The organism is Leclercia sp. W6, from assembly GCF_003336345.1.
In the GTDB taxonomy this organism is placed as follows: Bacteria; Pseudomonadota; Gammaproteobacteria; order Enterobacterales; family Enterobacteriaceae; genus Enterobacter.
Window position 1 is genome coordinate 2,826,018 of record NZ_CP031104.1, and the last position, 23,421, is coordinate 2,849,438.

Here is a 23,421-nt window from a genome sequence, read left to right on the forward strand (position 1 = left end):
TACCAGCAAATGGATCCTCCTGGCGCATGAGTTCACAAAAGCCATATTTGTGATTCCGATCACACTTGTTAAGTCCTATAATTAATTGCTACTAAATAATTAACAAACTTATCGAGTGTCTTTTATGGCGGAAACAAAAAATCAACATTCACGTTTACTCGTGAGGCTAACAGCCCTGTTCGCTGCATTTTGCGGACTGTATCTGTTAATCGGCGGGGTCTGGCTGGTAGCCATTGGCGGCTCCTGGTACTACCCGGTAGCAGGTGTGGTTATGCTCGGCGTCACCCTGCTTCTCTGGCGCAGTAAACAATCGGCACTGTGGCTCTATGCGGCCCTGCTGCTGGCTACGATGATCTGGGGCGTATGGGAGGTCGGCTTCGACTTCTGGGCCCTGACCCCGCGTAGCGACATCCTGGTCTTCTTCGGTATCTGGCTGATCCTGCCTTTCGTCTGGCGTCGCCTGCTTGTGCGCTCCAGCGGTGCGGTTGCCGCCCTGGTCGTGGCGCTGCTGATTAGCGGTGGCATCCTGACCTGGGCTGGCTTTAACGATCCGCAGGAGGTGAAAGGTACCCTGAATGCGGAATCTACGCCTGCGGCGGCGATCTCCGACGTGGCAGATGGTGACTGGCCTGCCTATGGCCGTAATCAGGAAGGTCAGCGTTACTCCCCGCTGAAGCAGATCAACGCGGACAACGTGAAAAACCTGAAAGAAGCCTGGGTATTCCGTACCGGCGATCTCAAGATGCCGAACGATCCGGGTGAACTGACCAACGAAGTGACCCCAATTAAAGTGGGCAACATGCTCTACCTGTGTACGGCGCACCAGCGTCTGTTCGCGCTTGACGCGGCCACCGGTAAAGAGAAATGGCACTTCGATCCGCAGCTTAAAACCAACAACCAGTTCCAGCACGTGACCTGCCGTGGCGTCTCTTACCACGAAGCACGCGCCGATAACGCCAGCCCGGAGGTGATCGCCGACTGTCCGCGCCGCATCATGCTGCCGGTAAACGACGGTCGTCTGTTTGCCATTAACGCCGAAACCGGCAAGCTGTGCGAAACCTTTGCCAACAAAGGTGTGCTGAACCTGCAGACCAACATGCCGGATCAGACCCCGGGTCTGTATGAACCTACTTCACCGCCAATCATCACCGATAAAACCATCGTGATTGCCGGTTCGGTAACGGATAACTTCTCCGTTCGCGAAACCTCCGGCGTGATCCGCGGTTTTGACGTCAACACTGGTAAGCTGCTGTGGGCCTTCGATCCGGGTGCGAAAGATCCAAACGCTATCCCGTCGGATGAACACACCTTTACCTTCAACTCGCCAAACTCCTGGGCGCCAGCCGCCTATGACGCGAAGCTGGACCTGGTCTACCTGCCGATGGGCGTCACCACGCCAGATATCTGGGGTGGCAACCGCACGCCAGAGCAGGAGCGTTATGCCAGCTCTGTCCTGGCGCTGAATGCGACCACCGGTAAACTGGCCTGGAGCTACCAGACCGTTCACCACGATCTGTGGGATATGGACATGCCGTCCCAGCCGACGCTGGCAGACATTACCGTCAACGGTAAAACCGTACCGGTGATCTACGCCCCGGCGAAGACAGGTAATATCTTTGTGCTGGACCGTCGTAACGGCGAGCTGGTCGTGCCGGCACCGGAAAAACCGGTTCCGCAGGGCGCGGCGAAAGGCGATTACGTTACCAAAACCCAGCCGTTCTCCGATCTGAGCTTCCGTCCGAAGAAAGATCTCAGCGGTGCGGACATGTGGGGCGCCACCATGTTCGACCAGCTGGTGTGCCGCGTGATGTTCCACCAGCTGCGTTATGAAGGCATTTTCACCCCACCATCCGAGCAGGGCACGCTGGTGTTCCCGGGTAACCTGGGGATGTTCGAATGGGGCGGTATCTCCGTGGATCCGAACCGTCAGGTGGCGATTGCCAACCCGATGGCACTGCCGTTTGTCTCTAAACTGATCCCACGCGGCCCGGGCAACCCGATGGAACAGCCGAAAGACGCCCAGGGCACCGGTACGGAATCCGGTATTCAGCCGCAGTACGGCGTGCCGTATGGCGTGACGCTGAACCCGTTCCTCTCTCCGTTTGGCCTGCCGTGTAAACAGCCTGCATGGGGTTATATCTCTGCGCTGGATCTGAAAACTAATCAGGTCGTCTGGAAAAAACGTATTGGTACGCCACAGGACAGCATGCCGTTCCCGATGCCGATCCCGGTGCCGTTCAATATGGGTATGCCGATGCTGGGCGGTCCAATCTCCACCGCTGGTAACGTGCTCTTTATCGCCGCCACCGCCGATAACTATCTGCGCGCTTACAACATGAGCAACGGTGAAAAACTGTGGCAGGGCCGTCTGCCTGCGGGTGGACAGGCCACACCGATGACCTATGAAGTGAATGGCAAGCAGTACGTTGTCATCTCTGCGGGGGGTCATGGTTCGTTTGGGACGAAGATGGGCGACTATATTGTCGCGTATGCGTTACCTGACGAAAGTAAGTAACTAAAAAGCCCGGTGGCGCTGCGCTTACCGGGCCTATGGGTACGCTATCCAGGCCGGGTGAGGCGACGCCGCCACCCGGCTTTTTTATACCGTGAATCCGAGCATCATCCCGGTATCTTCATGCTCTAACAGATGGCAGTGCGCCATATAGGCATACTCTTTCGGCGCGTCATGATCGAACTTCACTAACACCTCGCTCACTCCGCCCTCGACGCGCACCGTATCCTTCCAGCCTGCACGGTGTACCGCTGGCGCTTTGCCATTTTCCGTCAGGATGCGGAACTGGGTGCCGTGAATATGGAACGGATGCAGCATCATGTCCCCTTCCCAGGAGATCGTCCAACGTTCATACTGCCCTTTAGCGGCGGCAAACTGTGGCGTGTGCATATCAAAGGCTTTGCCATTGATCCGGTTGCCGTTATGGAAATCGAACCCATGCATGCTGTGATCCATTCCAACCATCTGACCATGATTCATATGGCCCTTCATCTGGCCATGATGCATCCCCGCCATCGCCTGGTCGCCATACTTCTTCATTAACGCCTGCATGCCCATCATGTCGAGCATCGGGTCCATGGAGAGCTGGAGTTTGCGCTGGGTCACTCCTTCCAGCGACGGCAGAGCGGGCAGCGTGGTCAGGGTGTCCGGCAATACGCCCGACGCGGTCACCAGCAGCGGCTGAATGCGCAGCACCGGCTGCGGTTTATCGAACGGCGCCACCGCCATCCCCATCTGGCTTACCGGCAGGGTTATCAGGTCAAAGGGCTTGCCGTCGCTGATGTCCACCAGCACCTCAAAACGCTCCCCCATCAGCATTGGCAGCTCGGTCACTTTTACCGGTTCAGCCAGCAGCCCGCCGTCGCTGGCGACGACATAGAGTGGACGCTTATCGCTGGCGGCGAAATTGAGCGAGCGTTACAGCCGTTGAGCAGGCGCAGGCGCAGCCACCCTTTCGGGGCATTGTGCTGCGGGTAGATCGCCCCGTTGGTCAGCAGCGTGTCGCCAAACCAGCCCACCGCGGCGCTCATCACATCCAGCTGATAGTCAATTTGCCCGTCGGCGGTAAATTTCTTGTCCTGCACAATCACCGGAACATCGTCGATGCCCCACTGCTTTGGCAGGCGCAGCAGACGACTCTCATCATCCTCAATCAGTACCAGACCGGCTAACCCCATAGCCACCTGATGACCGGTTTTACCGTGCTGATGGGGGTGAAACCAGCAGGTTGCCGCCCGCTGATCCGGAGTAAAGGTCACCGTCCGCTGGCCGCCGGGCTTAATGATACCGTGCGGTCCGCCGTCTACCTCGCCCGGCACTTCCAGACCGTGCCAGTGGACGGTGGTCTCTTCGTTCAGGGTATTGTGGATGTTAACGGTCAGCGCTTTTCCCTTGCGTAGCTGAATGGCCGGGCCGAGCAGGTTGCCGTTGTAGCCCCAGGTGGTGGCGTTGTGCCCACCAAAGGCGGTTTTCCCCGCCTGCACCACCAGATTCACCTGATTGCGTGCATCGGGCGTGAGTAAATTCGGGATCGGCAGAACAGGCCGCTCGGCGGCAAAGGCCGCGCGGCTCCATAGGGGCAGCGCACTGGCGACGCCCAGTGCGGCAGAATATTTTAAAAAATCACGGCGTTGCATGTTCATCTCCTTATTCGCAGCAGTCATTCGCCTGAGCATAAACCCTCCCCTTGCCGGAAGGTCAAGAAAAGCCGCAATAATAAAGATCGTCGTGCCGACGGGAAGTGTGCTAACGTTGAATTTCCGTGACGTATTGGTAGAAGCAATGAAGACGTTTTTCCGAACAATTCTGTTCAGCACCCTGATGATTAGTTGCGCAAACAGCTATGCGCTGAGTGAAAATGAAGCCGAAGATATGGCGGATTTAACGGCGGTGTTCGTATTCCTGAAAAACGACTGCGGCTATCAAAATTTACCCAACGGTCAGATTCGCCGCGCCCTGGTCTTTTTTGCTCAACAGAACCAGTGGGATCTGAGCAACTACGACAGTTTTGACATGAAAACCCTCGGTGAAGACAGCTACCGCGATCTCAGCGGCATCGGCATTCCCACAGCAAAGAAATGTAAAGCCCTGGCTCGCGACTCGCTGAGCCTCCTTGCCTACGTTAAGTAAATCCCTACCCGATGCCCCTTTGCTGAATTTATGACCGTGCAACCACGGTCATAGTTAGCTATGATGTTGCCCCCGTTTTATGCGGGTGTTAACAAAGGAGGTATCATCCCATGGCCGAAAAAAATATGTGGCATGAAACGCTGCATGACCATTTTGGACAGTACTTTGCCATTGATAACGTGCTCTATCATGAGAAAACCGATCATCAGGATCTGATCATTTTCGAAAACGCGGCCTTTGGCCGGGTGATGGCGCTGGATGGCGTGGTGCAAACCACCGAGCGTGACGAGTTCATTTATCATGAAATGATGACTCACGTCCCGCTGCTGGCACACGGCAATGCGAAACATGTGCTGATCATCGGCGGCGGCGACGGCGCTATGCTGCGCGAAGTCTCCCGCCATAAATCCATTGAAAGCATCACCATGGTCGAGATTGACGCAGGCGTCGTCTCTTTCTGCCGCCAGTACCTGCCGAACCACAATGCTGGCAGCTACGACGATCCGCGCTTTACGCTTGTGATCGACGACGGCGTCAATTTTGTTAACCAGACGACGCAGACCTTCGATGTGATCATCTCCGATTGCACCGATCCGATTGGTCCCGGCGAGAGCCTCTTTACCTCGGCGTTCTATGAAGGCTGCAAACGCTGCCTGAACCCTGGCGGTATCTTCGTTGCCCAGAACGGCGTCTGCTTCCTGCAGCAGGACGAGGCCATCGACAGCCACCGCAAGCTGAGCCACTACTTTACCGACGTCAGCTTCTACCAGGCGGCGATCCCGACCTATTACGGCGGAGTCATGACCTTTGCCTGGGCGACGGACAACGATGCCCTGCGCCATCTCTCCACCGGCATCATTCAGGCGCGCTTCCAGCAGGCGAATCTGACCTGCCGCTATTACAATCCGGCCGTCCATACCGCAGCCTTTGCCTTACCGCAATATTTGCACGATGCTCTGAGGGGGTGAACGAATTGAAAAAGCTGAAACTGCATGGCTTTAACAACCTGACCAAAAGCCTGAGTTTTTGTATTTACGATATCTGCTATGTAAAAACGGCGGAAGAGCGCGATGGTTATATCGCCTATATCGATGAACTCTATAACGCCAACCGACTGACCGAGATCCTGTCAGAAACCTGCTCTATCATTGGCGCCAATATCCTGAACATTGCGCGTCAGGATTATGAACCCCAGGGCGCCAGCGTCACCATTCTGGTCAGCGAGGAGCCCGTCGATCCCACCCTTATCGACCATACGGAGCACCCCGGTCCGCTGCCGGAAGCGGTGGTTGCCCATCTCGATAAAAGCCATATCTGCGTACATACCTACCCGGAGAGCCATCCTGAAGGTGGGCTGTGTACTTTCCGCGCCGATATTGAAGTGTCGACCTGCGGCGTGATCTCCCCGCTTAACGCGCTCAATTACTTAATTCATCAGCTTGAGTCCGATATCGTGACCATTGACTACCGTGTGCGCGGTTTTACTCGTGATATCAACGGCATGAAGCACTTTATCGACCATGAAATTAATTCCATACAGAACTTCATGTCCGAAGACATGAAAGCGCTGTATGACATGATGGATGTGAATGTTTATCAGGAGAATATCTTCCATACCAAGATGCTGCTTAAGGAGTTCGACCTGAAGCACTACATGTTCCATACCCGGCCGGAAGATTTAAGCGAAGATGAGCGCAAGGTCATTACTGACCTGCTGTGGAAAGAGATGCGCGAAATTTACTACGGCCGCAATATCGCGACCGTATAAGATGCGTCAGGAGCAGGGATGCTCCTGATACTATTTCTGCTTCACAAATTCGCGGTAGGCCGCCACCACCTGCAGAAAATCCTCTACGCCGCACAGCGACAGACTCTCTTCATCGTAGTAGCTCATCCCCTCTTCCATCTCGTCGCCGGAAAACTCCAGCTGATTGGCGCGAACCATGACCTCTTCGCCATCCATCCACAGCGTGTATTCATGCCCGGCGCGTTGCCAGGATCGCTCACTGCCTTTGACCGTGCGCGCAGCCTGTTCTACTTCATCGAGCAGGCCCAGGTTCTCTTTTACTTCTTCGTTGAACCAGTGACCGACCACCTCGTGGCCCATAGACATCCGCACTTTCACCACACCGGTGATATCACGCAGAAATTCGTAATCCATAGTATTTTCCTCTACAAAGCTCTTGCAGTAATTATCGCAGCAGCGGGGAAGAAAAAAAGCCGAACGGGTGGAAGGAATGAAAATAAAAAACCCACCGCGTGGGCGATGGGTTTGACAGGCCCGGTAAGCGTCGAGCCACCGGGCAATGAGGCGTTGATTACACCGCCGTCTGGAAGATCACCCCGTCCGCTTTCTCGGTGTACTGAGAGAGCTGGTCGAAGTTCAGATAGCGATAGGTATCCACCGCGGTCTTATCTACCTGCGACACGAAGGTCTGGTACTCTTCCGGCGTTGGCAGTTTACCAATCAGCGCTGCTACCGCCGCCAGCTCCGCAGAGGCCAGGTAGACGTTTGCACCGGTACCTAAACGGTTCGGGAAGTTACGGGTAGAGGTGGAGACCACCGTCGCACCGTCAGCCACGCGCGCCTGGTTACCCATACAGAGGGAACAGCCAGGGATTTCGATACGCGCCCCGCTCTTACCAAACACGCTGTAGTAGCCCTCTTCCGTCAGCTGAGCCGCATCCATACGGGTTGGCGGCGCCACCCACAGACGGGTTGGCAGCTGGCCTTTATGGGTATCCAGCAGTTTACCGGCAGCACGGAAGTGACCGATGTTGGTCATGCAGGAGCCGATGAACACTTCGTCGATCTTGTCGCCCTGAACGTCAGAGAGCAGACGCGCATCGTCCGGGTCGTTCGGCGCACAGAGGATTGGCTCTTTGATGTCAGCAAGGTCGATCTCGATCACCGCGGCATATTCTGCATCGGCGTCAGCTTCCAGCAACTGCGGATCTGCCAGCCATTTCTCCATGCCCTGAATACGACGCTCCAGGGTACGGCGGTCGCCGTAGCCTTCAGCGATCATCCACTTCAGCAGCACGATGTTGGAGGTCAGGTACTCGATAATCGGCTCTTTGTTGAGCTTGATGGTACAGCCCGCAGCGGAACGCTCGGCGGAGGCATCGGTCAGCTCGAACGCCTGCTCCACTTTCAGATCCGGCAGACCTTCGATCTCCAGAATGCGGCCAGAGAAGATGTTCTTTTTGCCTTTCTTCTCAACGGTCAGCAGGCCCTGTTTGATGGCGTACAGCGGGATCGCATGCACCAGGTCGCGCAGGGTGATGCCCGGCTGCATTTTACCTTTGAAACGCACCAGAACGGATTCCGGCATGTCCAGCGGCATCACGCCGGTCGCGGCAGCAAAGGCCACCAGACCGGAGCCCGCCGGGAAGGAGATACCAATCGGGAAGCGGGTGTGGGAGTCACCACCGGTACCGACGGTATCCGGCAGCAGCATGCGGTTCAGCCAGGAGTGGATCACGCCGTCGCCCGGACGCAGGGAGACACCGCCGCGGTTCATGATGAAGTCTGGCAGCGTGTGGTGCGTGGTGACGTCAACCGGCTTCGGATAGGCCGCGGTGTGGCAGAAGGACTGCATCACCAGGTCAGACGAGAAGCCCAGACACGCCAGGTCTTTCAGTTCGTCACGGGTCATTGGACCGGTGGTGTCCTGAGAGCCCACGGAGGTCATCTTCGGCTCGCAGTACGCACCCGGACGGATACCGGCTACGCCGCATGCACGGCCAACCATTTTCTGCGCCAGAGAGTAACCACGGTTGCTTTCCGCCACGTCTTTTGCCTGACGGAACACGTCTGAATGCGGCAGACCCAGCGCTTCACGCGCTTTGGTGGTCAGGCCACGACCGATGATCAGCGGGATACGGCCACCGGCACGCACTTCGTCGATCAGCACGTCGGTTTTCAGCTCGAAGCTCGCCAGCAGCTCGTTGGTTTCGTGGTTACGCACTTCGCCTTTGAACGGGTAAACGTCAATCACGTCGCCCATGTTCAGGTTAGAGACATCCACTTCAATTGGCAGTGCGCCCGCATCTTCCATAGTGTTGAAGAAGATTGGCGCGATTTTGCCGCCGAGGCACAGGCCACCGCCACGTTTGTTCGGCACGTGTGGGATATCATCACCCATGAACCACAGCACGGAGTTGGTCGCGGACTTACGGGAAGAGCCGGTACCGACTACGTCACCCACGTACGCCAGCGGGAAGCCTTTTTTCTGCAGGGCTTCGATCTGTTTGATCGGGCCGACAACGCCTGGCTGATCCGGCTCAATGCCTTCGCGGGCGTTTTTCAGCATCGCCAGGGCGTGCAGTGGGATATCCGGGCGTGACCAGGCATCCGGGGCCGGAGAGAGGTCATCGGTGTTGGTTTCGCCAGTCACCTTGAAGACGGTAACGGTCATTTTTTCCGCCAGCGCAGGGCGGCTCAGGAACCACTCGGCATCGGCCCAGGACTGCATCACCTGCTTCGCGTAGCTGTTGCCCGCTTTGGCTTTATCTTCTACGTCGTAGAAGTTATCAAACATCAGCAGCGTGTGGGACAGGGCTTTGGCGGCGCCAGGCGCCAGCGTGTCGCTGTCCAGGGCATCAATCAGCGGATGAATGTTATAACCACCCTGCATGGTGCCGAGCAGTTCAATGGCTTTTTCAGGAGTAACCAGTGGGGACGTTGCTTCGCCTTTGGCAATCGCAGCAAGGAAACCGGCTTTTACGTAGGCAGCTTCATCTACGCCTGGCGGTACGCGGTTGATCAACAGATCTAACAGGAATTCTTCTTCGCCTTTTGGCGGATTCTTCAGCAGCTCGACGAGCGCGGCCATTTGGGTTGCATCTAACGGTTTGGGTACAATCCCCTCGGCGGCACGTTCTGCTACGTGCTTACGGTATTCTTCTAGCACGACGGTTCTCCTCGCTCTCATTGTCATATGCGGCGGGCGTTCTCTTCACGCTCCTGTGAGACAGCAGTTTGTAGGGTATATGCCCGATACCGCGTCGGGCAGCATAGCAGGATTTTCAGACAGTGTTAATCCGTTTACAAAAAAGCAACATTAAATTGTTTGCTGAATCGTTAAGCATGGTATAGCAGCGAGGCGGTACAAATTTCGGGCACAAAAAAACCGCCCTGAGGCGGTTAGTTTGTTGCCTTGCGGTGGTAGCACACCGGGTTGGCAGATTTGCGGCAAAGTCCCAACGAGAAAGATTTTGCTACCAGCCCTGCTCATTTGCAACTCTGTCACTCACTTTTGCGTAGCGTTATCCAATTTCGGATGAAGCCGCATCTCATTGTCTCTTTCCGCTTCTGAGCAAAATATTAATCCGCTATTGTTTGTATCGGCCTGCTTCGCTGGTGTAGCAACCAGTCACCGGGCCCGGGAGCAGTTCCGTAACCTACGTGGCAAAGTCCCAATTTGCCTGGTTCTGCCTTTCCCGGTGGAGAATGAACCCGCGTAGCCTGCAAAGGAACGCACGCAATGGAGATGCGAATCTATGCGCTGATCGTTGTGACCGGTTTACTGCTTACCGCGCTGCACGGTGGCTGGAGCATATCCGACATCACAGTGCTGTTTGTCATTAACCTCGGCAACTAGCTGCTGGCCGCTCGCAAGAGCGGCCATTTGAAATCCCGGCGCGTTTTTCGCTATCCGGTATAATCTGTGTAATAACTGCTCACACTCTTTATCCGGTCATTCGGCACGGTTCCCAGTTTAAGTCAAAAAAGTCATCCCCGGGTGCCTATACTCGCGACAACGTAAATGCCTCACGGCCTCGCTTTCGTCGGAGTCTCATTATGAAGTTGCCCTTTAAGCCACATCTGCTTGTTCTCCTGTGTAGCGCCGGGCTGTTAGCCGCATCTGGCGTCGTCTACGTAAACAGCCGCGCGCCGGAGACCCTCACTCAGCCACCACAGCCCGCGCCGACAGCGCAAGCCGCACCGGTGCCTGCTCCCGCGCAGCCAGCCCCGGTGGTCTATACCGCCGCGCAAATCGACCAGTGGGTGGCGCCCATCGCCCTCTATCCCGACACCCTGCTGTCGCAGATCCTAATGGCGGCGACCTATCCGACGAACGTGATACAGGCGGCCCAGTGGTCCCGTGACAACCCACGTATGCAGGGGGATGCCGCGATACAGGCCGTTGCAGGGCAACCCTGGGATCCCAGCGTAAAATCGCTGGTCGCCTTCCCGCAGCTGATGTCGCTAATGGGCGAAAATCCGCCGTGGGTACAAAACCTGGGCGATGCGTTCCTCGCTCAGCCGAAGGATGTGATGGACTCCGTTCAACGTCTGCGCTTGCTGGCGCAGCAAACCGGGGCATTACAATCGACGCCCCAGCAGACTGTCACCACCGTGACAAAACCTGCGCCCGCTAAAACCACCACCCGCGAGTCGGACACATATACCCCTCCGACAAACCCAACGGTGATCAAGATAGAATCGGCCGATCCGCAGGTGGTTTACGTCCCCACCTATAACCCTAATACCGTATACGGCACCTGGCCGAACACCGCCTATCCGCCGGTCTATTTGCCTCCTTCTCCTGGCGAGCAATTTACCAACAGCCTGGTTAAAGGGTTAGGCTTTAGCCTGGGGGTAGCAACAACCTACGCCATCTTCAGCAATATTGACTGGGACGACGACGACTGGGATCACCATCACCACGATGATGACTGGGATCATCACGACGGCTATAACCGCAACGGTAATAATAATATCAATATCAATGTAAATAATTTCAATAAGATAAGTGGCGAGCATCTGACTGACGCTAACCGCACCTGGCAGCATAACCCGGCCTACCGTGAGAACGTGCCCTATCCGACGAACCCGCTTAACAACCGTTTTCACACCACAAATACAGTAACGGGGCTCAGTTCCACACAACAAAAACTGGTCAATCGCGATAGCCAGCGTCAGGCTGCCCTGAGCCAAATGGAGAAGTCGACGGGCAAGACCTTCCCACAGACAGTCCATTCCGGAAACAGAGATACGCAGCGTCAGGTCTCAAATCAACAGTTAAAACAGCTATCTCAACGCAACAACTTCCGTGGCTACGATACCCAGCCGCACACCACACACAGAGCAACCATGCGGCATCAGATAACAACCCAGGGACAAGAGAAACGGGTTTCACACCCTGCGCAACAGCGCAGAGTACACGCCTTGCCCACCCGCGCAAATGCGTTAAGCGGCAACGACAGCCGTTCCGCCAGCTGGCAAGCGCAACAGCAGCGCGGGGCGCAGAGCAGACAGATAGCAGCCCAACATCAGCAGCTACGGCAGATGCCTGCCGGGCGGACTGAACACCGTGAATTCCGTCATCGTTAAGGGAGCCGACATGAAAAGCAAACTACTCTGTGGAATGGTGTTGTTCATGGTTTCAGCCACGACGATGGCGCAGCAATCCTTCAACACGCCCGACCAGGCGACCGATGCCCTGGCAAGCGCCATCCGGGAGCAAAATGAAAGCGCAATGAATAATCTGCTGGGGGATAACTGGCGCGCTTTTCTGCCACCTGAAGGGGTCGAGCCTGATGCCGTCGATCGCTTCCTGCGTGACTGGAAAGTCCGGCACAATACGATCATCGAGGGTAATACGGCACATCTTGTGGTGGGAAACAGCGACTGGCAGTTGCCGATCCCGGTTGTCAAAACCGCTGCTGGCTGGCAATTCGATATCAAGGAGGGGGCCGAAGCGATCCTGACCCGCGAGATTGGACGCAACGAGTTGGCCGCCATCGAAGCGCTGCATGCCTATGTGGATGCGCAGGAGCGCTATTACGCGCTTACCACGCACTATGCGCAGAAGATTGTCAGCAGCGAGGGCAAAAAGATGGCCTCTACTGGCCTGGGCAGCCTGGCGAAGCGCCCAGCCCGCTCGGCCCGGCCTTCAGCCCGAAAGAGCCTGGTCAGGGGTATCACGGCTATCACTTCCGTATTCTGCCGGACAGTCAATCAGGCTTTGCGATGATCGCCTGGCCAGTGAGCTACGGCGAGACCGGGGTAATGAGCTTTATGATCAACGGCGACGATCGGGTCTGGCAGGCGAATCTGGGCGAGAAGTCAGCGGAGGAAGCGAAAGCGATCCCGACGTATAACCCAGACGATCGCTGGCAGCAGGTCGCGCAGTAGGTTTTCAGAATAAAAAAAGCGGCTCAGGAGCCGCTTTTTTCATGCCGGAAGAAAATTATTTCTTCTTCGCTTTCGCGTTTGGCAGGTCGGTGATGCTGCCTTCAAACACTTCTGCCGCCAGGCCAACAGACTCGTGCAGAGTCGGGTGAGCGTGGATGGTCAGCGCGATGTCTTCAGCGTCACAGCCCATTTCGATCGCCAGACCGATCTCACCCAGCAGCTCGCCGCCGTTGGTACCGACAATTGCACCACCGATCACGCGGTGAGTCTCTTTGTCGAAGATCAGTTTGGTCATACCGTCTGCGCAGTCGGAAGCGATAGCACGGCCAGAAGCAGCCCACGGGAAGGTGGCGGTTTCGTAGCTGATGCCTTTCTCTTTCGCTTCTTTCTCGGTCAGACCGACCCATGCCACTTCTGGCTCGGTGTAGGCGATAGATGGGATCACTTTCGGGTCGAAGTAGTGCTTCATACCGGCGATAACTTCTGCGGCAACGTGGCCTTCGTGAACACCTTTGTGCGCCAGCATTGGCTGACCGACGATATCGCCGATAGCAAAGATGTGCGGCACGTTAGTGCGCAGCTGTTTATCAACACGGATGAAACCACGGTCGTCAACTTCCACGCCCGCTGCACCTGCATTGAGGTTTTTACCGTTCGGCACACGACCGATCGCCACCAGCACCGCGTCGTAACGCTGCGCTTCAGCAGGGGCTTTTTTGCCTTCCATGGAAACGTAAATACCGTCTTCTTTCGCTTCAACGGCAGTCACTTTGGTTTCCAGCATCAGGTTGAATTTCTTGCTGATGCGTTTGGTGAAGACTTTAACGATGTCTTTGTCAGCAGCCGGGATAACCTGGTCGAACATCTCAACCACGTCAATGTCTGAACCCAGCGCATGGTAAACGGTACCCATTTCCAGACCGATGATACCACCGCCCATAACCAGCAGGCGTTTTGGTACTTCTTTCAGCTCCAGCGCATCGGTGGAGTCCCACACGCGCGGATCTTCATGTGGAATGAATGGCAGTTCGATCGGACGGGAGCCCGCCGCGATGATCGCGTTGTCGAAGTTGATCACGGTTTTGCCGTTTTCGCCTTCCACTTCCAGGGTGTTGGCCCCGGTGAATTTACCCAGACCGTTAACCACTTTCACTTTACGGCCTTTAGCCATACCCGCCAGACCGCCGGTCAGCTGATTGATGACTTTCTCTTTCCAGGTACGGATTTTGTCGATATCGGTCTTCGGCTCGCCGAAGACGATACCGTGTTCAGCCAGCGCTTTAGCTTCTTCGATAACTTTCGCTACGTGCAGCAGCGCTTTAGAAGGGATACAGCCGACGTTCAGACAAACACCACCCAGGGTGTTGTAGCGTTCTACGATGACGGTTTCCAGACCTAAATCAGCGCAACGGAAGGCAGCAGAATAACCTGCCGGGCCTGCCCCAAGTACCACGACCTGAGTTTTGATTTCAGTACTCATCATGACCTCTTATTGATTTCCGGCGGTCCAGGTACTTTGTCGCCCTTCATCCACCGGGACGTTCTATCCGCCCGCAGTTTACAAAATTGTTAACAATTTTGAAACAACAAACGGCTCACGAATTTCCGCTTTCGCCAATAACCTCACGAACTGCATGAGATTAACAGAAAAAAGCCGGCCGTCAGGCCGGCTTTTTTACTTACATCACCAGGCGGCGAATGTCGCTCAGCATGTTGTTGATGATGGTGATAAAGCGCGCACCATCAGCACCGTCGATCACGCGGTGGTCGAAGGAGAGAGAGATTGGCATCATCAGACGCGGCACAAACTCTTTGCCATTCCACACCGGCTCCATCGCGGACTTGGAGACACCCAGGATCGCCACTTCCGGCGCGTTCACGATCGGCGCGAAGTGGGTGGTACCCAGGCCGCCGATGCTGGAGATGGTGAAGCAGCCGCCCTGCATTTCGCCGGCAGTCAGCTTACCATCACGCGCTTTCTTGGAGATGGTGGTCAGTTCACGAGACAGCTCGGTAACGCTCTTCTTGTTCACGTCTTTAAAGACCGGAACAACCAGGCCGTTTGGCGTATCAACCGCAACACCGATGTTGATGTATTTCTTCAGCGTCAGCTTCTGGCCATCTTCGGACAGGGAGCTGTTGAAGCGTGGCATCTGTTCCAGAGCCGCAGCAACCGCCTTCATGATGAAGACCACTGGGGTGAATTTCACGTCCAGTTTACGCTTCTCAGCTTCGGCGTTCTGCTGTTTACGGAACGCTTCCAGATCGGTGATATCGGTTTTGTCGAAGTGGGTAACGTGCGGGATCATCACCCAGTTACGGCTCAGGTTAGCACCAGAGATTTTCTGGATACGGCCCAGTTCCACTTCTTCGATTTCGCCGAACTTGCTGAAGTCCACTTTCGGCCAAGGCAGCATGCCCGGGATACCGCCACCGGTGGCAGCAGCAGGTGCCGCTTCAGCGCGTTTAACCGCTTCTTTCACGTAAGCCTGAACGTCTTCGCGCAGGATACGACCTTTACGGCCAGTTCCTTTCACTTTCGCCAGGTTCACACCGAATTCGCGCGCCAGGCGACGAATCAGCGGAGTCGCGTGGACATAAGCGTCGTTCTCAGCGAACTCAGATTTGCCTTCCGCTTTAGCAGCCGGAGCCGCAGCCGGTTTAGCAGCCTGAGCCGGTGCAGCAGCAGGTGCTGGCGCAGCAGCAGGTGCTGGCGCAGCAGCGGCAGCAGAAGCAGGCGCAGCGCCTTCCACTTCGAAGACCATGATCAGGGAGCCGGTAGAGACTTTGTCGCCGGTGCTGATTTTGATCTCTTTAACGGTACCGGCGAATGGCGCAGGCACTTCCATAGAAGCCTTGTCGCCTTCAACGGTGATCAGTGACTGTTCAGCGGCAACTTTGTCGCCCACTTTCACCATCACTTCGGTAACTTCAACTTCGTCACCACCGATGTCCGGTACGTTAACCTCTTTCGCACCGCCAGCCGCAGCTGGAGCAGCAGCCTGAGCCGGAGCAGCTTCCGCTTTCGCTGGAGCCGCAGCGCCTTCAGCACCCGCCACTTCGAAGACCATGATCAGGGAGCCGGTAGAGACTTTGTCACCGGTGTTGATCTTGATCTCTTTAACGGTACCGGCGAACGGCGCTGGCACTTCCATAGAGGCTTTGTCGCCTTCTACGGTGATCAGAGACTGCTCAGCCGCAACGGTATCGCCCACTTTCACCAGGATCTCAGTGACTTCAACTTCGTCACCGCCGATGTCAGGCACGTTCACTTCTTTCGCGCTCGCGGCAGCTGCTGGAGCAGCGGCGGCCGGAGCGGCTTCTTTCTTCTCTTCCTGCGCAGGTGCAGCAGCTGCTGCACCGTCGGCGGAATCGAAAATCATGATCAGTTTGCCCGTCTCGGTTTTATCGCCAACAGAGACTTTGATCTCTTTAACGATGCCAGCCTGAGGAGACGGGACTTCCATAGAGGCTTTATCGCCTTCTACGGTGATCAGCGACTGTTCAGCTTCAACTTTGTCGCCTACTTTGACCAGGATCTCGGTGATTTCAACTTCATCAGCCCCGATGTCCGGTACATTGATTTCGATAGCCATTATTCTTTTACCTCTTACGCCAGACGCGGGTTAACTTTTTCTGCATCGATGTTGAATTTGGTAATTGCGTCCGCAACCACTTTCTTATCGATTTCGCCACGTTTAGCCAGTTCGCCCAGGGCTGCTACAACCACGTAAGAAGCATCAACTTCGAAGTGGTGACGCAGGTTTTCGCGGCTGTCAGAACGACCGAAGCCGTCAGTACCCAGTACGCGATAATCATCAGCTGGAACGTAAGTACGAACCTGCTCTGCGAACAGTTTCATGTAGTCAGTAGATGCTACGGCCGGAGCGTCGTTCATCACCTGAGCGATGTACGGAACGCGCGGAGTTTCCAGCGGGTGCAGCATGTTCCAGCGCTCACAATCCTGGCCATCACGCGCCAGTTCAGTGAAGGAGGTTACGCTGTACACGTCGGAGCCCACACCGTAGTCTTTCGCCAGGATCTGCGCTGCTTCACGAACGTGACGCAGGATAGAACCGGAGCCCAGCAGCTGAACTTTACCTTTGCTACCTTCAACGGTTTCGAGTTTGTAGATACCTTTACGGATACCTTCCTCGGCACCTTCCGGCATGGCCGGCATGTGGTAGTTTTCGTTCAGGGTGGTGATGTAGTAGTAAATGTTCTCTTGCGCTTCACCGTACATGCGCTGCAGACCGTCATGCATGATGACTGCCACTTCGTACGCGTAGGACGGATCGTAAGAGATACAGTTCGGGATAGTCAGAGACTGAATGTGGCTGTGACCATCTTCGTGCTGCAGACCTTCGCCGTTCAGGGTCGTACGACCGGAAGTACCACCGATCAGGAAGCCGCGAGCCTGCTGGTCGCCTGCCTGCCAGCACAGGTCGCCGATACGCTGGAACCCGAACATGGAGTAGTAGATGTAGAACGGGATCATCGGCAGGTTGTTGGTGCTGTAAGAGGTCGCAGCAGCCAGCCAGGATGCGCCTGCGCCCAGCTCGTTGATACCTTCCTGCAGGATCTGGCCTTTCTCGTCTTCTTTGTAGTATGCAACCTGCTCACGGTCCTGCGGGGTGTACTGCTGGCCGTTCGGGCTGTAGATACCGATCTGACGGAACAGACCTTCCATACCGAAGGTACGCGCTTCGTCCGCGATGATTGGTACCAGACGATCTTTGATCGACTTGTTCTTCAGCATCACGTTCAGGGCACGCACGAAGGCGATAGTGGTAGAGATCTCTTTGTTCTGCTCTTCCAGCAGCTGAGAGAAGTCTTCCAGCGCTGGCAGTTCCAGTTTCTCAGTGAAGTTCACCTGACGGGACGGCAGGTAGCCGTTCAGTTTCTGACGCTGCGCGTGCAGATAGGTGTGCTCTTCAGAACCTTCCGGGAAGGTGATGTAAGAGAGGTTTTCAACCTGCTCGTCGGTCACTGGAACGTTGAAACGGTCGCGGATATAACGCACGCCGTCCATGTTCATTTTCTTAACCTGGTGCGCGATGTTTTTACCTTCGGCAGTGTCACCCATGCCATAACCTTTAACGGTATGAGCCAGGATGACGGTTGCTTTGCCTTTGGTTTCCTGCGCTTTTTTCAGTGCAGCGTAGACTTTCTTCGGATCGTGACCACCACGGTTCAGGGCCCAGATCTGCTCGTCAGTCCAGTCTGCAACCAGGGCTGCGGTTTCAGGATATTTACCGAAGAAGTGCTCACGAACATAGGCACCATCTTTGGATTTGAAGGTCTGGTAGTCGCCGTCAACGGTTTCGTTCATCAGCTGGATCAGCTTACCGCTGGTATCTTTACGCAGCAGCTCATCCCAACGACCGCCCCACATCACTTTGATAACGTTCCAGCCAGCACCTGCGAAGATGCCTTCCAGTTCGTTGATGATCTTGCCGTTACCGGTTACCGGACCATCCAGACGCTGCAGGTTACAGTTGATGATGAAGCAGAGGTTGTCCAGCTTCTCACGAGTCGCGATGGTGATCGCGCCTTTGGATTCTGGCTCATCCATCTCGCCGTCGCCCAGGAAGGCGTAAACGGTCTGCTGAGAGGTATCTTTCAGGCCACGGTGTTCCAGATATTTCAGGAATTTAGCCTGGTAGATCGCACCGATTGGGCCCAGACCCATGGAAACGGTCGGGAACTGCCAGAATTCTGGCATCAGTTTCGGGTGCGGGTAAGAGGAGAGACCTTTACCGTGAACTTCCTGACGGAAGTTGTTCATCTGCTCTTCAGTCAGACGACCTTCCAGGAAGGCACGTGCGTAGACGCCCGGAGAGATGTGGCCCTGGAAGTAAACCAGGTCGCCGCCATCTTTTTCAGTGCGCGCGCGGAAGAAGTGGTTAAAGCACACTTCATAAACGGTTGCAGAGGACTGGAAGGATGCCATGTGGCCACCCAGCTCCAGATCTTTTTTGGATGCGCGCAGAACGGTCATGATGGCGTTCCAACGGATTGCAGAACGGATACGGCGTTCCAGATCCAGATTGCCCGGGTATTCCGGTTCGTCTTCAACGGCAATCGTGTTTACGTAGTTGTTAGCCCCTGCACCTGCAGCTACTTTCACGCCGCCTTTGCGGGCTTCAGAAAGCATCTGTTCAATCAGATACTGAGCGCGCTCAACACCTTCTTCACGGATGACCGATTCGATCGCCTGTTGCCAGTCGCGAGTTTCGATCGGATCCACGTCATTTTGGAGACGTTCTGACATGGGGGTATTCCTTATCTATCTAATACGTTGATTTGTCTGGAACCTGTCCCATTGCATTTTCGCCAGAAAACGCAATAAGACAGGTTCTGCGTTTAGTTGCCGCGCTCTAAAAAACTGGCGCTTAATCCTTTCGTTGCTGTATGCGGCGTAATGAACGTTCGCGACGCGACTGTTCACGGCTGCGGTCCAGCAAGATTTCCTCAATGAAAGCCAGGTGACGGTGCGACGCTTCACGCGCCTGCTCCGGCTCCCCGGCCATTATCGCCTCGAATATTCGGGTGCGATGGTTGCTGACCAGCGGAAGCATCTCCCGGCGGGCATACAACAATTCAAAATTCTGACGAACGTTCTGGGCAAGCATTGGCTCCATGCAGCGTAGCAGATGGAGGAGCACCACGTTGTGGGCCGCTTCAGTGACGGCGATTTGATACTGGACGACGGCGTCGGACTCGGCGTCGAGATCGCCGGATTCCTGAGCCCGTTCGATGGCCTGATGCAGTTCGCGGATGCGCTCGCGATCGGCATCATTGCTGCGCAGCGCCGCGTAATAAGCCGCGATGCCTTCAAGCGCGTGACGGGTCTCAAGCAGATCAAACTGGGATTCTGGGTGGTCGGAGAGCAGCTCCACTAACGGGTCGCTGAAACTCTGCCACAGGCTGTTTTGCACAAAGGTTCCGCCACCCTGGCGACGAAGCAGCAGGCCCTTGGCTTCAAGGCGTTGGATCGCCTCACGCAGCGAGGGACGGGAAACGTCGAACTGTTTAGCCAGTTCGCGTTCAGGTGGTAGTTTTTCACCGGGGCGCAGGGTCCCCTCAAGGATCAAAAACTCCAGCTGCTGCTCAATCACATCGGATAATTTTGGTTGGCGAATTTTGCTGTAGGCCATATTCCCTGTTTTACGCCTTTTTGCCCGGAGTCAATTGGTCTTACCAATTTCATGTTCGTATCGCTAAAGTAACAAAGTATTCACCTTGTGTCCATATTGGTTTTGATTGAAATCATTAAACCCTGCTTATTTTAACAACCTTACAGAAATAACGTTTCAAAAGTGTAACTCTGCACAAATGAATTGATTACCCCGAAAGAGGCAGTTTTAACTTTATTGAAACGGTGAAAAGTGCGATCTGAACCGATTTAGCGGAGTAAAAAATGAAAATCTGCCCACTTATGGCGCATTTTTATTCTATAGGTTGATAAAGGGACTTAAACGGGACGATTTACAAATGCTTTCTTTTTATTCGAACTCGCTTTCTCCTCGCATAAAGCAGGTGCATTCGCCGTCGCTTACCACTATTCTTCCGAATACGGAAGACACAGCCGGTTATTTCAGCCAATTGAACCGTAAACTAATAAATACATGAAATGGAATTTCATAATTACACACGACAGAGCGTGAACATAACAACCACACACGAGGTTTTATAATGGAAGGTCAACAGCACGGCGATCAGCTAAAGCGCGGCCTTAAAAACCGCCATATCCAGCTTATTGCCCTCGGTGGTGCGATCGGTACCGGCCTGTTTCTGGGTAGCGCATCGGTTATTCAGTCTGCCGGGCCGGGTATTATTCTGGGCTATGCCATTGCCGGTTTTATCGCATTCCTTATTATGCGTCAGTTAGGTGAGATGGTGGTCGAAGAACCGGTAGCCGGTTCCTTCAGCCATTTTGCTTATAAATACTGGGGCAGTTTTGCCGGCTTCGCGTCCGGCTGGAACTACTGGGTACTCTATGTTCTTGTCGCGATGGCGGAACTGACCGCGGTCGGTAAATATATCCAGTTCTGGTGGCCTGAAATCCCAACCTGGGCCTCAGCGGCGGTCTTCTTTGTGGTGATCAACGCCATTAACCTGACCAACGTGAAAGTGTTCGGCGAGATGGAGTTCTGGTTCGCCATTATTAAAGTTATTGCCGTTGTGGCGATGATTCTGTTCGGCGGCTGGCTGCTCTTCAGCGGCAATGGCGGCCCGCAGGCAAGCGTCAGCAACCTGTGGGATCAAGGCGGCTTCCTGCCGCACGGCATGACCGGGCTGGTGATGATGATGGCGATCATCATGTTCTCCTTCGGGGGGCTGGAGCTGGTGGGCATCACCGCCGCGGAAGCAGACAACCCGGAGCAGAGCATCCCGAAAGCAACCAACCAGGTTATCTACCGTATCCTGATCTTCTATGTGGGCTCGCTGGCCGTGCTGCTCTCCCTGCTGCCATGGACCCGCGTCACCGCAGATACCAGCCCGTTTGTCCTCATCTTCCACGAGCTGGGCGACACTTTCGTGGCGAACGCGCTGAACGTAGTAGTACTGACCGCGGCGCTGTCGGTTTACAACAGCTGCGTCTACTGCAACAGCCGTATGCTGTTCGGCCTGGCCCAGCAGGGTAACGCCCCGAAAGCGCTGCTTTCTGTTGATAAACGTGGCGTACCGGTAAACACCATTATCGTGTCGGCTATTGTGACGGCCCTGTGTGTGCTGATTAACTACCTGGCACCGGAATCGGCCTTCGGCCTGCTGATGGCGCTGGTGGTCTCTGCCCTGGTGATCAACTGGGCGATGATTAGCCTGGCGCACATGAAGTTCCGTCGTACCAAGCAGCAGCAAGGCGTGAAAACGCGTTTCCCTGCCCTGCTCTACCCGCTGGGTAACTGGATTTGCCTGCTGTTCATGGCCGCCGTACTGGTTATCATGTTGATGACCCCAGGCATGGCCATTTCGGTCTACCTGATCCCGGTATGGATTGTGATCCTCGGGGTGGGCTACATGTGTAAGCAGAAAAATGCTAAAACGGTAAAAGCGCACTAATCCTCTCCCCTCTGTGTCCTCCCGGACGCAGAGGGTTGTTACCTTCCTCACACTTTCCCGTCAACAGCAATTTTATCCATATCAGCGACGTTATACTGCAACGCATATTTTCCTTTGCCAGCGAATAATTCTCTCCATACCGCTACTCGGAGAAACGTCGATGGATAACAATAAATTATCAGTGAAAGAAAAGATCGGCTATGGGATGGGTGATGCCGGGTGCAACATCATCTTTGGCGCCATCATGTTGTTTGTGAATTATTTTTATACGGATATTTTTGGCCTGGCACCGGCCCTGGTGGGCGTACTGCTGCTCTCGGTACGCGTAATTGATGCCGTTACCGACCCGATTATGGGGGCTATTGCCGATCGTACCCGCAGTAAGTATGGGCGATTTCGTCCATGGCTGCTGTGGATCGCCTTCCCCTATGCGCTCTTCAGCATCCTGATGTTCACCACCCCGGACTGGACCTACAACAGCAAAGTTATCTATGCCTTCGTCACCTACTTCCTGCTCTCTCTGACCTATACGGCGATTAACATTCCCTACTGCTCGTTGGGCGGGGTGATCACCAACGATCCTAAAGAGCGTGTTGCCTGCCAGTCCTACCGCTTTGTGCTGGTGGGTATTGCCACGCTGCTGCTGTCGCTGACGCTGCTGCCGATGGCCGACTGGTTCGGCGGCGAGGACAAAGCCAAAGGTTATCAGATGGCCATGACCGTGCTGGCGCTGATTGGCACCTGCATGTTCCTGTTCTGCTTCGCCACGGTGCGCGAACGTGTGCGCCCGGCGGTACAGACCCATGACGAACTGAAAAACGATCTGAAAGATGTCTGGAAGAACGACCAGTGGGTGCGCATCCTGCTGCTGACCCTGTGTAACGTCTGCCCTGGCTTTATCCGCATGGCGGCCACCATGTATTACGTCACCTGGGTGATGGGCCAAAGCACCCACTTTGCGACACTGTTTATCAGCCTGGGTGTGGTGGGCATGATGCTCGGCAGCGTTATGGCAAAAGTGCTGACCGACCGCTGGTGTAAACTGAAGGTCTTCTTCTGGACCAACATCGCGCTGGCGATCTTCTCCTGCGCCTTCTATTTCTTCGATCCAAAAGCCACCGTGACCATTGTGGTGCTCTACTTCCTGCTGAACATCCTGCACCAGATCCCGTCCCCGCTGCACTGGTCCCTGATGGCCGACGTGGATGACTACGGCGAATGGAAAACCGGGAAACGTATCACCGGGATCAGCTTCTCCGGCAACATCTTCTTCCTCAAGCTGGGGCTGGCCATTGCCGGTGCCATGGTGGGCTTCCTGCTCTCCTGGTACGGTTATGATGCAGGCGCAAAAGCGCAAAGCGCTGACGCCATCAATGGTATCGTCCTGCTATTCACTGTTATCCCTGGCATCGGATACCTCATTACCGCAGGCGTGGTGCGTCTGCTGAAGGTCGACCGCGAAACGATGAAGCGGATCCAGGAAGACCTGGAGAAGCGTCGCAATAACTACCGCGAGCTGAACGAGTATCAGGAACTCAGCGCCGCTGAGACGAAATAAGGAAAG

Annotated in this window: 13 protein-coding genes and 2 pseudogenes; 8 read left to right on the top strand and 7 right to left on the bottom strand. The window is 55.3% G+C overall.

All coding sequences use genetic code 11. The annotated features are described in order from the left end of the window. The first annotated feature begins 124 nt into the window (after window positions 1–124). Complete coding sequence (locus DVA43_RS13865; RefSeq protein ID WP_103823274.1) at window positions 125–2,515, top strand: glucose/quinate/shikimate family membrane-bound PQQ-dependent dehydrogenase; 2,391 nt, start codon at window positions 125–127, stop codon at window positions 2,513–2,515. Between the two features lie 84 nt (window positions 2,516–2,599). Here DVA43_RS13865 and cueO read toward each other — a convergent pair. Beyond that, window positions 2,600–4,149, bottom strand: a pseudogene (cueO, locus tag DVA43_RS13870) (multicopper oxidase CueO). A gap of 145 nt (window positions 4,150–4,294) precedes the next feature. Here cueO and DVA43_RS13875 point away from each other — a divergent pair. From DVA43_RS13875 to speD, 3 genes are all read left to right on the top strand, one after another. Then, the gene (locus DVA43_RS13875; RefSeq protein WP_103178301.1) at window positions 4,295–4,642 is read left to right on the top strand and encodes a YacC family pilotin-like protein; all 348 of its coding nucleotides are present in this window, start codon (window positions 4,295–4,297) and stop codon (window positions 4,640–4,642) included. 110 nt (window positions 4,643–4,752) lie between these two features. Continuing rightward, window positions 4,753–5,610, top strand: a complete 858-nt coding sequence (speE, locus tag DVA43_RS13880) for a polyamine aminopropyltransferase (protein ID WP_103178300.1) — start codon at window positions 4,753–4,755, stop codon at window positions 5,608–5,610. Between the two features lie 5 nt (window positions 5,611–5,615). Beyond that, window positions 5,616–6,410: an adenosylmethionine decarboxylase gene (gene speD / locus DVA43_RS13885; RefSeq protein ID WP_103181029.1), complete on the top strand. Its 795-nt coding sequence runs from the start codon at window positions 5,616–5,618 to the stop codon at window positions 6,408–6,410. Between the two features lie 30 nt (window positions 6,411–6,440). On the opposite strand, the gene yacL is transcribed toward speD, so the two are convergent. Both yacL and acnB read right to left on the bottom strand, forming a co-directional pair. Continuing rightward, window positions 6,441–6,803 carry a protein YacL gene (gene yacL, locus DVA43_RS13890; RefSeq protein ID WP_103178299.1) on the bottom strand — a complete coding sequence of 121 codons (363 nt, stop codon included), beginning with the start codon at window positions 6,801–6,803 and terminating at the stop codon, window positions 6,441–6,443. 157 nt (window positions 6,804–6,960) lie between these two features. Further along, window positions 6,961–9,558, bottom strand: coding sequence for a bifunctional aconitate hydratase 2/2-methylisocitrate dehydratase (gene acnB, locus DVA43_RS13895; RefSeq protein ID WP_114315880.1), 2,598 nt, complete (start codon window positions 9,556–9,558; stop codon window positions 6,961–6,963). Window positions 9,559–10,448: 890 nt separating this feature from the next. On the opposite strand from acnB, the gene DVA43_RS13905 reads away from it, so the two are divergent. Both DVA43_RS13905 and DVA43_RS13910 read left to right on the top strand, forming a co-directional pair. Further along, entirely contained in the window at window positions 10,449–11,984 is a 1,536-nt protein-coding gene (locus tag DVA43_RS13905) for a DUF3300 domain-containing protein (RefSeq protein ID WP_114315881.1), read from the top strand. Between the two features lie 10 nt (window positions 11,985–11,994). After that, window positions 11,995–12,788, top strand: a pseudogene (locus DVA43_RS13910) (DUF2950 family protein). Between the two features lie 55 nt (window positions 12,789–12,843). Here the strand turns inward: DVA43_RS13910 and lpdA are convergent. The 4 genes from lpdA to pdhR all read right to left on the bottom strand — a co-directional run bounded on the left by lpdA (window position 12,844) and on the right by pdhR (window position 19,948). Continuing rightward, the gene (gene lpdA, locus DVA43_RS13915; protein ID WP_103178294.1) at window positions 12,844–14,268 is read right to left on the bottom strand and encodes a dihydrolipoyl dehydrogenase; all 1,425 of its coding nucleotides are present in this window, start codon (window positions 14,266–14,268) and stop codon (window positions 12,844–12,846) included. 199 nt (window positions 14,269–14,467) lie between these two features. Next, a complete protein-coding gene (aceF, locus tag DVA43_RS13920; protein ID WP_114315882.1) occupies window positions 14,468–16,384 on the bottom strand; it encodes a pyruvate dehydrogenase complex dihydrolipoyllysine-residue acetyltransferase in 1,917 nt (638 codons plus the stop codon). A gap of 14 nt (window positions 16,385–16,398) precedes the next feature. Further along, complete coding sequence (gene aceE, locus DVA43_RS13925) at window positions 16,399–19,062, bottom strand: pyruvate dehydrogenase (acetyl-transferring), homodimeric type (RefSeq protein WP_103178292.1); 2,664 nt, start codon at window positions 19,060–19,062, stop codon at window positions 16,399–16,401. Between the two features lie 121 nt (window positions 19,063–19,183). Next, the gene (gene pdhR, locus DVA43_RS13930; RefSeq protein ID WP_039030352.1) at window positions 19,184–19,948 is read right to left on the bottom strand and encodes a pyruvate dehydrogenase complex transcriptional repressor PdhR; all 765 of its coding nucleotides are present in this window, start codon (window positions 19,946–19,948) and stop codon (window positions 19,184–19,186) included. A gap of 538 nt (window positions 19,949–20,486) precedes the next feature. Here pdhR and aroP point away from each other — a divergent pair. Both aroP and DVA43_RS13940 read left to right on the top strand, forming a co-directional pair. Next, window positions 20,487–21,857, top strand: a complete 1,371-nt coding sequence (aroP, locus tag DVA43_RS13935; RefSeq protein WP_146052349.1) for an aromatic amino acid transporter AroP — start codon at window positions 20,487–20,489, stop codon at window positions 21,855–21,857. 160 nt (window positions 21,858–22,017) lie between these two features. Continuing rightward, window positions 22,018–23,415: a glycoside-pentoside-hexuronide (GPH):cation symporter gene (locus DVA43_RS13940; RefSeq protein WP_103178290.1), complete on the top strand. Its 1,398-nt coding sequence runs from the start codon at window positions 22,018–22,020 to the stop codon at window positions 23,413–23,415. Window positions 23,416–23,421: the final 6 nt, after the last annotated feature.

What these genes read in the sequence shown, in the direction of transcription:
- DVA43_RS13865 (WP_103823274.1), top strand. Translation starts at nt 125, where the DNA reads ATGGCGGAAACAAAAAATCAACATTCACGTTTACTCGTGAGGCTAACA.
- DVA43_RS13875 (WP_103178301.1), top strand. Translation starts at nt 4,295, where the DNA reads ATGAAGACGTTTTTCCGAACAATTCTGTTCAGCACCCTGATGATTAGT.
- speE (WP_103178300.1), top strand. Translation starts at nt 4,753, where the DNA reads ATGGCCGAAAAAAATATGTGGCATGAAACGCTGCATGACCATTTTGGA.
- yacL (WP_103178299.1), bottom strand. Translation starts at nt 6,803, where the DNA reads ATGGATTACGAATTTCTGCGTGATATCACCGGTGTGGTGAAAGTGCGG.
- DVA43_RS13905 (WP_114315881.1), top strand. Translation starts at nt 10,449, where the DNA reads ATGAAGTTGCCCTTTAAGCCACATCTGCTTGTTCTCCTGTGTAGCGCC.
- lpdA (WP_103178294.1), bottom strand. Translation starts at nt 14,268, where the DNA reads ATGAGTACTGAAATCAAAACTCAGGTCGTGGTACTTGGGGCAGGCCCG.
- aceF (WP_114315882.1), bottom strand. Translation starts at nt 16,384, where the DNA reads ATGGCTATCGAAATCAATGTACCGGACATCGGGGCTGATGAAGTTGAA.
- aceE (WP_103178292.1), bottom strand. Translation starts at nt 19,062, where the DNA reads ATGTCAGAACGTCTCCAAAATGACGTGGATCCGATCGAAACTCGCGAC.
- pdhR (WP_039030352.1), bottom strand. Translation starts at nt 19,948, where the DNA reads ATGGCCTACAGCAAAATTCGCCAACCAAAATTATCCGATGTGATTGAG.
- aroP (WP_146052349.1), top strand. Translation starts at nt 20,487, where the DNA reads ATGGAAGGTCAACAGCACGGCGATCAGCTAAAGCGCGGCCTTAAAAAC.
- DVA43_RS13940 (WP_103178290.1), top strand. Translation starts at nt 22,018, where the DNA reads ATGGATAACAATAAATTATCAGTGAAAGAAAAGATCGGCTATGGGATG.